The following is a 12,582-nucleotide window of genomic DNA, read 5'->3' as shown; positions in this document are numbered from 1 at the left end:
AGCAGGCAATAAAAAACGCCCCGATCATTGATCGGGGCGTTTTTTTTGTGCACATCTTGAAGCCGATGCTGTCTTTGTAGGAGCTGGCTTGCCGGCGAACCGGGCAACTCGGTGTGTCAGGCATACCGCTTTCGCTGGCAAGCCAGCGCCTACAGAAGTCCGGTCAGTCTCTCCACGGGGCACGGCGTGAATCGTTGAGGCCCACCAGATAACTGTCCCCTCCCAATTGGCTCATCTGCTGCCGAATCCACCCCGCACGCCGTGAAACGTAGGAAGTCGGATGGCTCGCACTCCAGACCCGCGGGTTCGGCAGTACGGCGGCCAGAAGGCTCGATTGCTGGCGGCTGAGGTTTTTCGCGCTGGTACCAAAGTGATGCCGGGCCGCCGCTTCCGCGCCAAACACGCCCTCATCCCACTCAACGCTGTTGAGGTACACCTCGAGAATTCGCTGCTTGGGCCAGAACACTTCGATCAGCGCGGTAAACCAGGCTTCCAGGCCTTTGCGCAGGTAGCTGCGGCCAGACCACAGGAACAGGTTTTTCGACACTTGCTGGCTCAGGGTGCTGGCGCCACGGATCGAACCGCCGCGCTCGTTGTGGGCAAACGCTGCCTGGATCGCGCCGATATCGAAGCCCCAGTGTTCGGAGAATTTCTGGTCTTCACCGGCAATCACAGCCACTTTCAGGTCGTCGGAGATCTCGTCCCAGGGTTTCCAGGTGCGTTGCAGGTCAATCGGTTCGCCATCGAACCAGGATTGGACCTTGCGCTCGACCATCAACGCCGTCCCCGGTGGCGGCACCACGCGAAAGATCAGCACCAGTAATACGCTGCCAGCCATGAACCAGAGCACGGCCTTGGTGAAACGACGGAAATAGATACGCAGCATAGATGGCTTGGCCGAACCCGTTGAGCGGGCCATTATACAGACCCTGTTGTTCGAGTCTGACTGGAGTTCTGCATGCTGCGTGGCTTTCTGTTGCTGGCCGCTTTTTTCGGTTTTACCGGTGTTGGCCTCGGCGCGTTTGCCGCCCACGGCTTGAAAAACCGCCTGACACCCGAATACCTGGCGATTTTCCACACCGGCGTTACCTACCAACTGGTGCACACCCTGGCATTGCTGGGCGTCGCGCTGCTGGCAACGCAGATTCCCGGTCGCCTCGTTACCTGGGCCGGCGCCTCGTTCGCCATCGGTATCCTGCTGTTCTCCGGCAGCCTGTATGGACTGACGCTGACTGGCATCAGCAAACTCGGCATCATCACCCCGTTCGGTGGCCTGGCTTTCCTGTTGGGCTGGTTGTGCCTGGGGCTCGCCGCCTGGCGTTTGCCAATGACCGCCTGACGCTTGTTGCTGACCTTTAGGTCATGATCGGGCTAGAATGCCAGCCCCAAAAAATGATGGCGGCATTCGGCATGCGCATTCAGTTGAACGGCGAATCCTTTGAACTGCCCGACGGTGAAACCGTTGCGGCCCTGATCACCCGTCTGGACCTTACCGGGCGCCGGGTGGCAGTCGAACTCAATCTGGATATCGTCCCGCGCAGCCAGCATGCAGACACCACGCTGAACGACGGCGACAACGTCGAAGTCGTGCACGCCATCGGCGGCGGTTAGTCGCCTGGCCCCGCGGTCGACAGAATTCTGCAAGTCCCTCACCCCTACAGAGGATTCCCCATGAGCATCGTTCGTAGCGACAAGCCTTTCGTCCTGGCCGGTCGTACTTACCAGTCGCGTTTGCTGGTCGGTACCGGCAAGTACCGTGACATGGAAGAAACCCGTTCGGCCATCGAGGCCTCGGGTGCCGAGATCGTCACCTTCGCCGTGCGCCGCACCAACCTGGGCCAGATGGAAGGCGAGCCGAACCTGCTCGAAGTCCTGTCGCCAGACCGCTACACCTTCCTGCCAAACACCGCCGGTTGCTACGACGCTATCGAGGCCGTGCGCACCTGCCGCCTGGCCCGTGAGCTGCTCGATGGTCACAACCTGGTGAAGCTGGAAGTGCTGGCGGACCAGAAAACCCTGTTCCCCAACGTGATCGAAACCCTCAAGGCCGCTGAAACGCTGGTCAAGGAAGGCTTCGACGTGATGGTCTACACCAGTGATGACCCGATCATTGCTCGTCAGTTGGCGGAAATCGGCTGCATCGCGGTGATGCCGCTGGCTGGCCTGATCGGCTCTGGTCTGGGGATCTGCAACCCGTACAACCTGCAGATCATTCTTGAGGAAGCCAAGATCCCGGTGCTGGTGGATGCCGGTGTCGGTACTGCTTCCGACGCCACCATCGCCATGGAGCTGGGTTGTGACGCCGTGCTGATGAACTCGGCCATCGCTCACGCCCAGCAGCCGGTGATGATGGCCGAAGCCATGAAGCACGCCATCGTCGCAGGCCGCCTGGCCTACCTCGCCGGCCGTATGCCGAAAAAACTCTATGCCAGCGCCTCTTCGCCGCTGGATGGTCTGATCAAGTAAGAGCCATTGATGACTGAATCAAACGACACGCCAATCCAGACGGAAGAAGGCGACGAGCGCCAACACCGCCGCATCAAGAGTTTCGTGATGCGCGCCGGGCGCATGACCGAAGGCCAGCAAAAGGGCCTGGAGCAGGGCACCCCGCTGTTCGTGTTGCCGCTGGCCGATGCGCCGGTGGACTTCGACCAGGTGTTCGGTCGCTCGGCACCGCGTTCGCTGGAAATCGGTTTCGGCATGGGCCATTCGCTGCTGGAAATGGCAGCGGCTTCGCCGGATCAGGATTTCATCGGCGTCGAGGTTCACCGTCCGGGTGTCGGTGCGTTGCTCAATGGCGTGCTGACGCAAGGCCTGACCAACCTGCGGGTCTACGATTGCGATGCGATCGAAGTGCTCAACCGCTGCGTGGCCGACAACAGCCTTGATCGCCTGATGCTGTTTTTCCCGGATCCGTGGCACAAGAGCCGTCACCACAAGCGCCGTATCGTCCAGGCGTCCTTCGCTGAGCTGGTGCGCAGCAAGTTGAAAGTCGGCGGCATTCTGCACATGGCCACCGACTGGGAACCGTATGCCGAGTACATGCTGGAAGTGATGAACGTCGCGCCGGGTTTCCGCAACCTCGCCGAAGACGGCAAGTGCGTACCGCGCCCGGCCGAACGGCCGATCACCAAGTTCGAACGTCGTGGCGAACGGCTTGGGCATGGCGTGTGGGATTTGAAGTTCGAGAAGCAGTCCTAAACCGCAACGCTACAAGCTTGTAGGAGCCGGCTTGCTGGCGATGGAGTGTCAGACACATCAATGTTGACTGACACTCCATCGCCGGCAAGCCGGCTCCTACAGTTGTTTTAGGGGGTGGCTGAAATCAGCGGCGGTCGGCCACGACGCCAATCAGCACCAGCACCACCAACAACACCGGCGCCAGGCTGTAGTTGTTGAATTGGCTCAAGCCGCGCACCACCCAGGGTGTGGCGTAGATCAGTGCCGCGCCGCTGCCGATCATGCACAGCAGGGCCATCAGCGGTACGCGCAAGGCGCCGGCGATGCTGCCCAGGCGCTGCTCGACCCAGCCTTTGAAATCCGCACCAAACAGCACCAGCAGGCAGCCCACCAGGGCCAGGGCGATTTCCGAGAGGTTGCTGCGACTCCAGCGCGATACCGTGGCCAGCAGGTCGAGTATCAGATCCATTCGATTTCCTTAGGTCAGAAAAGTCTGCAACAAGTCATTGAGAAACAGCTGCCCGCGCTCGGTGGCCGCCAGGCGTGACGGTTCGACCTGCAACAGGCCGCTTTGTTCGGCCTCACGGCGACCTTCAGCCAGGCTTTCCAGGCTGAGCCCGGTACGTTCCGGATACAGCCGCGATTCGACCCCAGCCGTCAGGCGCAGCGCGTTCATCAGGAACTCGAACGGCATTTCGTCGTTGCCCAGCGCTTTTTCGCCGGCCTTGAAGCTTTTCGCCGGGTTCAGGTAGTCCTTCGGCAAGCGTGTCTTCCAGGTGCGCACGATGCGCCCGTCCGGGTGACTGAGCTTGCCGTGGGCGCCGGCGCCGATGCCGATGAAGTCGCCAAAACTCCAGTAATTGAGGTTATGCCGTGCCGGGCGACCGGGCAGGGCATAGGCCGAGACTTCGTATTGCGCGTAGCCGTGTTCGGCCAGCAGTGCTTGCCCGGCCTCCTGAATGTCCCACAGCGTGTCGTCTTCGGGCAGCGTCGGCGGCTGGTTCCAGAACACCGTGTTCGGTTCAAGGGTCAGTTGATACCACGACAAGTGGGTCGGTTTCAGGGCAATGGCAGTGCGCAGGTCGTCCAGGGCATCGTCCAGGGACTGGTTCGGCAAGCCATGCATCAAGTCCAGGTTGAAGTTATCGAACCCGGCCTGGCGCGCCATGCCGGCGGCACGCACGGCTTCGTCACCGTTGTGGATACGGCCCAGGGCCTGGAGTTTTTCTTGCTGGAAGCTCTGGATGCCGATCGACAGGCGATTGATCCCCAGCTTGCGGTAGGCGACGAACTTGTCTTGCTCGAACGTCCCCGGATTGGCTTCCAGGGTGATTTCGATGTCGCTGGCAAACGGGATGCGTTGTTCGACGCCTTTGAGCAGGCGACCCAGCGCGTCAGCGCTGAACAGGCTGGGCGTGCCGCCACCAAAGAAGATCGAGCTCAGTTCACGCCCATAAACGGCATGCAGGTCCTGGTCGAGATCGGCCAGCAACGCGTCGACGTACTCTTCTTCCGGCAGTACCGGGCTGGCGGTATGGGAGTTGAAGTCGCAATACGGGCATTTGCGCACGCACCACGGGATATGGATGTACAGCGCCAGGGGCGGCAATACAGGCAGGGCCCCCCGAGGTGATTGAGCGTCGCCGCCGAAGATCAGCGGCGACGCGGATGATTCACCGGTCATTTCAAGCCCAGACGCTGGCGCAGCAGTTCCATTGCACGGGCGCGGTGGCTGATCTGGTTCTTGTCGGCCGGGCTCAACTCGGCGCTGGAGCAATCGCGCTCCGGCACCCAAAACAGCGGGTCGTAGCCAAAGCCGTGTTCGCCACTGGCCTGGGTCAGGATGCGCCCGTGCCACAAGCCTTCGCAAAGGATCGGCAGTGGATCGTCGGCGTGGCGCACCAGTGCCAGCACGCACACGAACTGCGCGCCGCGTTCAGCTTCCGGCACATCTTTCAACACGTCGAGCAACTTGGCGTTGTTCGCCGCGTCGCCCTTGCCGTCGGCATAACGCGCCGAATAAATGCCAGGCGCACCGCCGAGGAAGTCCACTGCCAGCCCGGAATCGTCGGCCAGCGCCGGCAAGCCGGAAATACGTGCGGCATTGCGCGCCTTGAGGATGGCGTTCTCGACGAACGACAGGCCGGTTTCTTCAGGCTCAATGTTGCTGAACTCGCCGATCGAGCGCAGTTGCACCGATTCGCCGAGCATGGCCTGGAGTTCCTTGAGTTTGCCGGCGTTATGGCTGGCCAGTACGAGTTGGGTAAGGTTCATCATTCGCCGGGGAAAAGCTCTTGGTTGAAATTAATGGTGTTGATCTTGTCACCGGTCTGCACCTTGATCTCGAAGGTGCGCACTTCCTGCTGCGGGACCGGGTATTGGGCGATGTAGTAGACCGCGCCCTGTTCGGTGACCTGCTTGAAGTTCAGCACGTAGCTTTGGCTGGTCAGGTCCTTGACGGTGCCGCTGACGTCCGCCACCAGGGGGGTGCCGGCCTTGATCACCGAAATGTTGATCACGCCCTGCTCCTTGCTGCGCGTCAGTTGGGCGGCCTTGGCCACGTCCGGCAGCAGGTAGGTGGAGTTGAAGGTGTTGTAGTGCACCGTCACGTCGCCGAAGGTTTCCTGGCGCTCGCTCTTGATGGCGTCGGCCGCCATGGCGCTGACGCTCAGGCAGGCGGTGAGTAGAAACAACGCTAGACGACCCATGATCGTTCTCCTTGCAATAGGGTGGATCAGACTGCGACCTTGTGGTCGGAAAGTCCCGGGCTGCTGACCCGGTAGATGCCGATCTCACCTAACAGATTAGGCCATAGCTTGCTGGCCCACCCGTGGCGGTGCTGTTGATCCACGGCCAGCCGATCAATGACCTTCGCTTCACGTTCGCGACACAACGCTTCAAAGTCCGCGAAGGTGCAGAAGTGGATGTTCGGCGTGTTGTACCAGGTGTACGGCAGGAACTCGGACACCGGCATCCGGCCCTTGCTCGCCAGGTACCAGCGGCAGCGCCAGTGACCGAAGTTGGGGAAGGTGATGATGCACTGGCGCCCGACGCGCAGCATCTCGTCGAGGATCTTGTCCGGGTAGTGCACCGCTTGCAGTGCCTGGGTCATGACGACGATGTCGAAGCTGTTGCTGGCAAAGTTGCCCAGGCCCTTGTCCAGGTCCTGTTCGATGACGTTGATGCCCTTGGCCACGCATTCGGCGATGTTGTCGGCGTCGTTTTCCAGGCCATAGCCGGTGACTTGCTTGTTATCGCGCAGCCAGGTCAGCAGTTCGCCATCGCCGCAGCCAAGGTCGAGCACGCGGCTGCCGGCGGGGATCCATTCCTGGATGATTTCCAGATCAGCTCTCATGGCTTTCTCACAACGAAATGCGGTTCATGTAGTTGCCGAACGCCTGCAGGTAGCGCGGGATCGGAATCAGGAAGGCGTCGTGGCCTTGCGGTGCGTCGATCTCGAGGTAGCAGACGTCCTTGCGCGCCGCCATCAGCGCGTCCACCAGTTCCCGCGAGCGGGCCGGGGAGAAGCGCCAGTCGGTGGTGAACGACATCACGCAGAACTGGGCCTTGGCGCCTTCGAAGGTTTTCGCCAGGTTATCGTCGAAGTTCGCCGCCGGATCGAAGTAATCGAGCGCCTTGGTCATCAACAGATAGGTGTTGGCATCGAAGCGCCCGGAGAACTCTTCGCCCTGATAACGCAGGTAACTTTCGACCTGGAACTCGACGCTGTGGAAGTCGTAGTTGAGCTTTTCGCTCTTCAGGCCGCGGCCGAATTTCTCGCCCATGGAGTCGTCGGACAGGTAGGTGATGTGGCCGACCATGCGCGCCAGCATCAATCCACGCTTGGGGATCACGCCCTGTTCCTGGAACGAACCACCGTGGAATTCCGGGTCGGTGAGGATCGCCTGGCGCGCCACTTCGTTGAACGCGATGTTCTGCGCCGACAGCTTGGGCGCCGAGGCGATGGCCAGGCAATGACGGATGCGATCGGGGTAGGTGATGCTCCATTGCATCGCCTGCATGCCGCCGAGGCTGCCGCCGATCACAGCTGCGAACTGGGCGATGCCGAGACGATCGGCCAGGCGTGCCTGGCTGTGCACCCAATCCTCGACGGTCAACACCGGGAAGTCGGCGCCGAACGGCTTGCCGGTGTCCGGGTTGATGCTGCTCGGGCCGGTGGAGCCATTGCAGCCGCCAAGGTTGTTCAGGCTGACCACGAAGAACTTGCGGGTGTCGATGGGCTTGCCGGGGCCGATGCAGCTGTCCCACCAACCGGGTTTGCGGTCGTCGGCGCTGTGGTAGCCGGCGGCGTGGTGGTGCCCGGACAAGGCGTGGCAGATCAGCACGGCGTTGCTCGCCGTGGCGTTCAGCGTGCCGTAGGTCTCGAAAATCAGGTCATAGGCCGCGAGCGAGCGACCGCAGGCCAGGGCCAGGGGTTCGCTGAAGTGCGCCACTTGCGGCGTCACCAGACCAACAGAATCGGGGGGAAAGGCAGCTGGCATCGACCCTGCTCTCATTGAAATGAGGCGTAAGTCTAAAGACCGCTGGGGTTAGCGGCAAGCGAAGGGCGTCTCTGTGTGTCAGTCATGCCGCCTTCGCTGGCAAGCCAGCGCCTACAAGGGATCGCATACCCCTGTAGGCGCTGGCTTGCCAGCGAAGAACGGTGACGCGACCAGCCTGCCGAACAGGTCAGATCAGGATGCGCAGGATCTCCGGCATCATGGTCATGGCGGCGAGGTTGTTGATCACCAGCATGTCGAGCAGCTTGAGCACCATGAACGCCAGGATCGGCGAGATGTCCAGGCCGCCCAGGTTCGGCAGGATCTTGCGGAACGGCGCCAGCGCCGGTTCGCAGACGTCATTGACCAGTTCGGCACCCGGGTTGTGGCTGCCCGGGGCGACCCACGACAGGATCACGCTGATGATCAGGGCGAAGAAGAAAATCTTCAGGAACAGCGCCGTCACCCCGATGATCGACCAGATCAGCAATTGCAGCGGATTGCCCGTGGTGCCGTAGGTCAACAGCAGGGTCAGGGCCATCAACACCAGTTGCACGATGATCGCCAGCACCAGCGAGGACATGTCCAGGCCGAAGATGCTCGGGATGATCCGGCGCAGTGGCTTGAGCAGTGGTTGGGTGGCCTTGACGATGAACTGGCAGAGCGGGTTGTAGAAGTTCGCCCGAACCAGTTGCAGCACGAAGCGCATCAGCACGATCAGCAGGTACAGGCTGCCGAGGGTTTGCAGCACATAGACCGCTGCGGTGTTCAATCCAATCATGAAAAGCTCCTTATTGACCCAGTTGTTCGGCCATCTCGGCCGAGCGGTGCGCGGCAGCGCCGAGTGCTTTTTCGACCAGGGCTTCGAAACCATTGGCCTGGAACGACTTGATGGCTGCTTCCGTGGTACCCGCTGGCGACGTGACGCGGCGGCGCAACTCGGCAGCGTCGACATCGCTTGCGACGGCCATGTGCGCGGCGCCCAGGGCGGTTTGCAGGGTCAGTTGCGCGGCGATGTCGGCCGGCAGGCCAAGTTTGACCCCGGCGGCGGTCATCGCTTCGATCAGCAGGAAGAAATACGCCGGGCCGGAACCTGACACCGCGGTGACCGCGTCCAGTTGCTGCTCCTCGTTCAGCCACAAAGCGATGCCGACGGCCGACAGCAGGTCCTGGGCCTGTTGGCGTTGCTCGGTGCTGACTTCGGCGGTGGCGAACAAGCCGCTCACGCCCTGACGCAGCAACGCCGGGGTGTTGGGCATACAGCGTACGATCGGTTGAGCGCCGAGCCAGTTGTGCATGCTGGCGCAGGTAATGCCCGCGGCAATCGAAACCACCAGTTGATGGGGCTTTAGGCTCGGACGAATCGCTTCGCACACGGCTTTCATGGCTTGTGGCTTGACGGCGAGAACGACGACGTCGGCGCCGTCAATGGCCTGGGCGTTGTCGGCGAAGGTTTCGATGCCGTGCTCGGCGCTTACGCGGGCACGGGTTGCTTCGCCCGGATCGCTGGCGCGGATCTGTGCGGCTTCCAGACCCTTGGCCCGCAGGCCGCCGATCAGGCTGGCGGCCATGTTGCCGGCACCGATAAAGGCAATACGTGTCTTGCTCATGTCAGGTCCTTATAAAAGAAGAGCGTCAGCATGGGTTATGGCTGACCGTGCATTTGTGAAGAGCCGCGAGCGCCAAACAGGGCCGTACCGATTCGCACCCAAGTGGCGCCCTGGGCAATGGCTGACTCAAGGTCATGGCTCATGCCCATGGAAAGTGTGTCGAGTGGCAGGTTCAAGCTCGCTTGCAGGCGCTGCACGGCAGCAAACGCGGCATCCTGGGCGGCGCGATCTTCGGTCGGCTCGGGGATCGCCATCAATCCACGCAGTTTCAAGTGCGGCAGGGCGCTGATGGCATTGGCCAGGGCCGGCAGGTCTGCCGGGGTGCATCCGGACTTGCTGGCTTCACCGCTGACGTTGACCTGGATGCAGATGTTCAGGGGCGGCAAATCGGCAGGACGTTGCTCGGACAAGCGTTGTGCGATTTTCAGGCGATCCACGGAATGCACCCAGTCGAAGTGCTCGGCGATGGCACGAGTCTTGTTCGATTGAATGGGGCCGATGAAGTGCCAGATCAAGGGCAGGTCCGCCAGTTCCAGCTGTTTGCCCAGGGCTTCTTGCAGGTAGTTCTCGCCAAAGTCGCGCAGGCCGGCAGCGTAGGCTTCACGCAGGTCGGCGGCGGGTTTTGTCTTGCTCACGGCCAGCAGCTGGACGCTGTTTTCTGCACGGTTGGCGGCAAGTGTTGCGGCATGTATGCGCGAACTAAGCTGAAGAATGTTGTCTGCTATGTTGGACATCAAGAGGCGCCAGCGGTCAGAAGGTTCGCGGCATTCTACTGGAATTGAGAGGCGCTATGGATATCACTGAACTGCTGTCATTCAGCGCTAAACAGGGGGCCTCTGACCTGCACTTGTCGGCCGGCCTGCCGCCGATGATCCGGGTCGATGGCGATGTGCGGCGGATCAATCTGCCAGCGCTTGATAACACGCAGGTGCTGGCGCTGATCCATGCCGTCATGAATGACACCCAGCGCAGGGGGTTCGAGGCGCAGCTGGAAACGGACTTTTCCTTCGCAGTGCCCGGCTTGGCGCGTTTTCGCGTCAATGCCTTCCACCAGCACCGTGGCGCCGGCGCGGTGTTTCGCACCATCCCGGCGAACGTGCAGCGCATGGAAGAACTCGGCATGGGTGAAGTGTTCCGCAAAGTGACCGACGCGCCCCGTGGCCTGGTGTTGGTGACCGGCCCGACCGGTTCCGGTAAATCCACCACGCTGGCGGCGATGATCGATTACCTCAACAGCCATCGGCATCACCACATCCTCACCATCGAAGACCCCATCGAGTTTGTCCACGAATCACGCAAATGCCTGATCAACCAGCGTGAAGTCCATCGTGATACCCGCAGTTTCGCCACGGCCCTGCGCTCGGCGCTGCGCGAAGACCCGGACGTAATCCTGGTGGGCGAGATGCGTGACCTGGAAACCATTCGCCTGGCGCTGACCGCTGCCGAAACCGGCCATCTGGTGTTCGGCACGCTGCACACCACGTCGGCGGCGAAGACCATCGACCGGGTGGTGGACGTGTTCCCGGGAGATGAAAAATCGATGGTGCGCTCGATGCTTTCCGAGTCGCTACTGGCAGTGGTCTCGCAAACGCTGGTGAAGAAGGTGGGCGGCGGGCGCGTCGCGGCCCACGAAATCATGCTGGGGACGGCGGCGATCCGTAACCTGATCCGCGAGGACAAGGTGGCGCAGATGTACTCGGCAATTCAGTCGGGCGGAGCGCTGGGCATGCAGACGCTGGACATGAGCCTGAAAAGCCTGGTGAACAGGGGGGTGATCAGCCGCGAGCATGCGCGGGAGAAGGCGCGGTCGCCGGAGGGGATTTGAAAGGTTGCGCGGGGCTCTGTGGCGAGGGGGCTTGCCCCCGTTGGGTCGCGTAGCGACCCTAGATCAATCTGATCAGATTAAATGTGTTGCCTGCTTTGCGTCTGCTCCGCAGCCGAACGGGGGCAAGCCCCCTCGCCACAATTGACCGAGTGAGGCCAATCAGCGCTGTACCACACGCATCTGATGCGGCTCTTTCGGCAGAACCCGCTTGGCAACCACGTAGTGGCTTTCCCAGTACGGTTTCTTCAGAGTGTCGATGCTCACCGATTTGCCACGACGTGGCGCGTGGATGAAGCGGTCGTTACCCAGGTAAATGGCAACATGATTGACCCGACGGCTCTTGATGTTGAAGAAAATCAGGTCGCCCGGCTTCAGGTCGCCGCGCTCGACTTTCTCCCCGTGGCCGCTGGCCATGGCGTTGGAGGTGCGTGGCAGGTCGAAGGTGGCATCGTTGAACGCGTACTTGACCAGGCCGCTGCAGTCGAAGCCTTTGCTTGGGCTGCTGCCGCCCCAACGATAAGGTGTACCGAGGACGTTCACCGCGCGACTGAGCACGTTGCTGCTTTCCTTGGGCCCCATCGGTGGTACCAGGCCGCTTTTGTTGCTAGCCAGGGTTGGAGCGTGTTTGGCGTTTTTCTTGTTTTTGCTCGAAGGAGCAGAAACGTGGGATTTTGGGGTGTAACCATTAACGTTTGGAAGACGTTGCTCACGATTGGTGGCGTGGGCGGCCAGTGGCATCAAAAGGCAAATGGTTAGCCATGTCTTGAAAAATGAACGCATTAGGCAAGGCTCTTAATAAGTTAGCGCGCAACTTTATAACAGCTTTTTTTGACCTTCCGAGGCCGTTGGTCGATTCAACCCGGAGGTCAACGGAACCAAACAAGCGGCAAATGGACGCAATTGTCGGACAGAAGTCAGGTGCTATAAGGCTTTGACGGGAGCGAAGGTAGCATTTGCCATACGTCGGGTGCCTGTAAAAAAGTCACAAAGAATTAAAGAATATTTATCTATCGTGTGAATCGAGGTCATTCATGAACCCCTATCAACAAGCACTCCCGCATCAAGACACCCACAGCAAGGTGATCGGCTATCTGCTGTGGATTTTCGGTTTTACCGGCGCTCACCGGTTCTATTACGGCAAGCCGGTGACCGGGACGATCTGGTTCTTCACCTTTGGATTGCTGGGTATTGGCTGGCTGATCGACGTGTTCCTGATCCCTGCCATGGATCGTGAGGCTGACTTGCGCTTTACCGCTGGCCCCATCGAATACAACGTGGCGTGGATCCTGCTGACGTTTCTCGGGGTGTTCGGCGTGCACCGGATGTATCAGGGGAAATGGATCAGCGGATTGCTCTACCTGCTGACGGGTGGATTGTTCTTTATTGGCGTGCTGTATGACTTCTGGACGCTGAACGACCAGGTGTCGGTGCGTAACGCCCAGAACCGCGGCGCATTCCAGTAAAAGCT

At 60.9% G+C, this 12,582-nt stretch carries 17 protein-coding genes; 6 read left to right on the top strand and 11 right to left on the bottom strand.

The features are described from left to right. Window positions 1-163 precede the first annotated feature (163 nt). A complete protein-coding gene (gene mtgA / locus J1D76_RS06060) occupies window positions 164-886 on the bottom strand; it encodes a monofunctional biosynthetic peptidoglycan transglycosylase (protein ID WP_421137640.1) in 723 nt (240 codons plus the stop codon). Window positions 887-958: 72 nt separating this feature from the next. Here mtgA and J1D76_RS06055 point away from each other — a divergent pair, with 72 nt between their 5' ends. From J1D76_RS06055 to trmB, 4 genes are all read left to right on the top strand, one after another. Then, complete coding sequence (locus J1D76_RS06055) at window positions 959-1,339, top strand: DUF423 domain-containing protein (protein ID WP_421137491.1); 381 nt, start codon at window positions 959-961, stop codon at window positions 1,337-1,339. Window positions 1,340-1,410: 71 nt separating this feature from the next. Further along, window positions 1,411-1,611 (top strand): sulfur carrier protein ThiS, encoded by a 201-nt coding sequence (thiS, locus tag J1D76_RS06050; RefSeq protein ID WP_160386128.1) that lies wholly within the window; start codon window positions 1,411-1,413, stop codon window positions 1,609-1,611. A gap of 60 nt (window positions 1,612-1,671) precedes the next feature. Further along, window positions 1,672-2,466 (top strand): thiazole synthase, encoded by a 795-nt coding sequence (locus J1D76_RS06045; protein WP_421137490.1) that lies wholly within the window; start codon window positions 1,672-1,674, stop codon window positions 2,464-2,466. A 9-nt stretch (window positions 2,467-2,475) separates the two neighbouring features. After that, on the top strand, window positions 2,476-3,201 hold the full coding sequence (gene trmB, locus J1D76_RS06040) for a tRNA (guanosine(46)-N7)-methyltransferase TrmB (protein ID WP_421137489.1): 726 nt from the start codon (window positions 2,476-2,478) through the stop codon (window positions 3,199-3,201). A gap of 124 nt (window positions 3,202-3,325) precedes the next feature. Here the strand turns inward: trmB and J1D76_RS06035 are convergent, their stop codons facing one another. The 9 genes from J1D76_RS06035 to J1D76_RS05995 form a co-directional block, all read right to left on the bottom strand. Next, entirely contained in the window at window positions 3,326-3,649 is a 324-nt protein-coding gene (locus J1D76_RS06035) for a DUF3392 domain-containing protein (protein ID WP_104450143.1), read from the bottom strand. Between the two features lie 9 nt (window positions 3,650-3,658). Beyond that, window positions 3,659-4,864 carry a radical SAM family heme chaperone HemW gene (gene hemW / locus J1D76_RS06030; protein WP_421137488.1) on the bottom strand — a complete coding sequence of 402 codons (1,206 nt, stop codon included), beginning with the start codon at window positions 4,862-4,864 and terminating at the stop codon, window positions 3,659-3,661. After that, complete coding sequence (gene rdgB / locus J1D76_RS06025) at window positions 4,861-5,457, bottom strand: RdgB/HAM1 family non-canonical purine NTP pyrophosphatase (RefSeq protein ID WP_421137487.1); 597 nt, start codon at window positions 5,455-5,457, stop codon at window positions 4,861-4,863. The genes hemW and rdgB overlap by 4 nt, the downstream gene beginning before the upstream one ends. Beyond that, a complete protein-coding gene (locus J1D76_RS06020; protein WP_421137486.1) occupies window positions 5,454-5,888 on the bottom strand; it encodes a DUF4426 domain-containing protein in 435 nt (144 codons plus the stop codon). Before J1D76_RS06020 ends, rdgB begins: the two co-directional genes overlap by 4 nt. Before the next feature lie 26 nt (window positions 5,889-5,914). Further along, a complete protein-coding gene (gene metW / locus J1D76_RS06015) occupies window positions 5,915-6,535 on the bottom strand; it encodes a methionine biosynthesis protein MetW (protein WP_007987819.1) in 621 nt (206 codons plus the stop codon). A gap of 7 nt (window positions 6,536-6,542) precedes the next feature. Continuing rightward, on the bottom strand, window positions 6,543-7,682 hold the full coding sequence (metX, locus tag J1D76_RS06010) for a homoserine O-succinyltransferase MetX (protein WP_421137485.1): 1,140 nt from the start codon (window positions 7,680-7,682) through the stop codon (window positions 6,543-6,545). A 187-nt stretch (window positions 7,683-7,869) separates the two neighbouring features. Then, the gene (locus J1D76_RS06005) at window positions 7,870-8,460 is read right to left on the bottom strand and encodes a YggT family protein (RefSeq protein ID WP_421137484.1); all 591 of its coding nucleotides are present in this window, start codon (window positions 8,458-8,460) and stop codon (window positions 7,870-7,872) included. A gap of 10 nt (window positions 8,461-8,470) precedes the next feature. After that, window positions 8,471-9,289: a pyrroline-5-carboxylate reductase gene (gene proC / locus J1D76_RS06000; protein WP_421137483.1), complete on the bottom strand. Its 819-nt coding sequence runs from the start codon at window positions 9,287-9,289 to the stop codon at window positions 8,471-8,473. A 35-nt stretch (window positions 9,290-9,324) separates the two neighbouring features. Beyond that, complete coding sequence (locus J1D76_RS05995; protein ID WP_421137482.1) at window positions 9,325-10,023, bottom strand: YggS family pyridoxal phosphate-dependent enzyme; 699 nt, start codon at window positions 10,021-10,023, stop codon at window positions 9,325-9,327. Between the two features lie 56 nt (window positions 10,024-10,079). Here J1D76_RS05995 and J1D76_RS05990 point away from each other — a divergent pair, with 56 nt between their 5' ends. Continuing rightward, window positions 10,080-11,114, top strand: coding sequence for a type IV pilus twitching motility protein PilT (locus J1D76_RS05990; RefSeq protein WP_421137481.1), 1,035 nt, complete (start codon window positions 10,080-10,082; stop codon window positions 11,112-11,114). Between the two features lie 159 nt (window positions 11,115-11,273). Here J1D76_RS05990 and J1D76_RS05985 read toward each other — a convergent pair whose 3' ends face one another. Then, window positions 11,274-11,894, bottom strand: a complete 621-nt coding sequence (locus J1D76_RS05985; protein ID WP_421137480.1) for a C40 family peptidase — start codon at window positions 11,892-11,894, stop codon at window positions 11,274-11,276. Between the two features lie 251 nt (window positions 11,895-12,145). On the opposite strand from J1D76_RS05985, the gene J1D76_RS05980 reads away from it, so the two are divergent. Further along, a complete protein-coding gene (locus J1D76_RS05980) occupies window positions 12,146-12,577 on the top strand; it encodes an NINE protein (RefSeq protein WP_421137479.1) in 432 nt (143 codons plus the stop codon). Window positions 12,578-12,582 lie beyond the last annotated feature (5 nt).

Source organism: Pseudomonas sp. NFX15 (assembly GCF_049132105.1).
In the GTDB taxonomy this organism is placed as follows: Bacteria; Pseudomonadota; Gammaproteobacteria; order Pseudomonadales; family Pseudomonadaceae; genus Aquipseudomonas.
Note: the sequence above shows the minus strand (reverse complement) of the source record. Positions and strands in the feature narration are given on the sequence as shown.

What these genes read in the sequence shown, in the direction of transcription:
- mtgA (WP_421137640.1), bottom strand. Translation starts at nt 886, where the DNA reads ATGCTGCGTATCTATTTCCGTCGTTTCACCAAGGCCGTGCTCTGGTTC.
- J1D76_RS06055 (WP_421137491.1), top strand. Translation starts at nt 959, where the DNA reads ATGCTGCGTGGCTTTCTGTTGCTGGCCGCTTTTTTCGGTTTTACCGGT.
- thiS (WP_160386128.1), top strand. Translation starts at nt 1,411, where the DNA reads ATGCGCATTCAGTTGAACGGCGAATCCTTTGAACTGCCCGACGGTGAA.
- J1D76_RS06045 (WP_421137490.1), top strand. Translation starts at nt 1,672, where the DNA reads ATGAGCATCGTTCGTAGCGACAAGCCTTTCGTCCTGGCCGGTCGTACT.
- trmB (WP_421137489.1), top strand. Translation starts at nt 2,476, where the DNA reads ATGACTGAATCAAACGACACGCCAATCCAGACGGAAGAAGGCGACGAG.
- J1D76_RS06035 (WP_104450143.1), bottom strand. Translation starts at nt 3,649, where the DNA reads ATGGATCTGATACTCGACCTGCTGGCCACGGTATCGCGCTGGAGTCGC.
- hemW (WP_421137488.1), bottom strand. Translation starts at nt 4,864, where the DNA reads ATGACCGGTGAATCATCCGCGTCGCCGCTGATCTTCGGCGGCGACGCT.
- rdgB (WP_421137487.1), bottom strand. Translation starts at nt 5,457, where the DNA reads ATGATGAACCTTACCCAACTCGTACTGGCCAGCCATAACGCCGGCAAA.
- J1D76_RS06020 (WP_421137486.1), bottom strand. Translation starts at nt 5,888, where the DNA reads ATGGGTCGTCTAGCGTTGTTTCTACTCACCGCCTGCCTGAGCGTCAGC.
- metW (WP_007987819.1), bottom strand. Translation starts at nt 6,535, where the DNA reads ATGAGAGCTGATCTGGAAATCATCCAGGAATGGATCCCCGCCGGCAGC.
- metX (WP_421137485.1), bottom strand. Translation starts at nt 7,682, where the DNA reads ATGCCAGCTGCCTTTCCCCCCGATTCTGTTGGTCTGGTGACGCCGCAA.
- J1D76_RS06005 (WP_421137484.1), bottom strand. Translation starts at nt 8,460, where the DNA reads ATGATTGGATTGAACACCGCAGCGGTCTATGTGCTGCAAACCCTCGGC.
- proC (WP_421137483.1), bottom strand. Translation starts at nt 9,289, where the DNA reads ATGAGCAAGACACGTATTGCCTTTATCGGTGCCGGCAACATGGCCGCC.
- J1D76_RS05995 (WP_421137482.1), bottom strand. Translation starts at nt 10,023, where the DNA reads ATGTCCAACATAGCAGACAACATTCTTCAGCTTAGTTCGCGCATACAT.
- J1D76_RS05990 (WP_421137481.1), top strand. Translation starts at nt 10,080, where the DNA reads ATGGATATCACTGAACTGCTGTCATTCAGCGCTAAACAGGGGGCCTCT.
- J1D76_RS05985 (WP_421137480.1), bottom strand. Translation starts at nt 11,894, where the DNA reads ATGCGTTCATTTTTCAAGACATGGCTAACCATTTGCCTTTTGATGCCA.
- J1D76_RS05980 (WP_421137479.1), top strand. Translation starts at nt 12,146, where the DNA reads ATGAACCCCTATCAACAAGCACTCCCGCATCAAGACACCCACAGCAAG.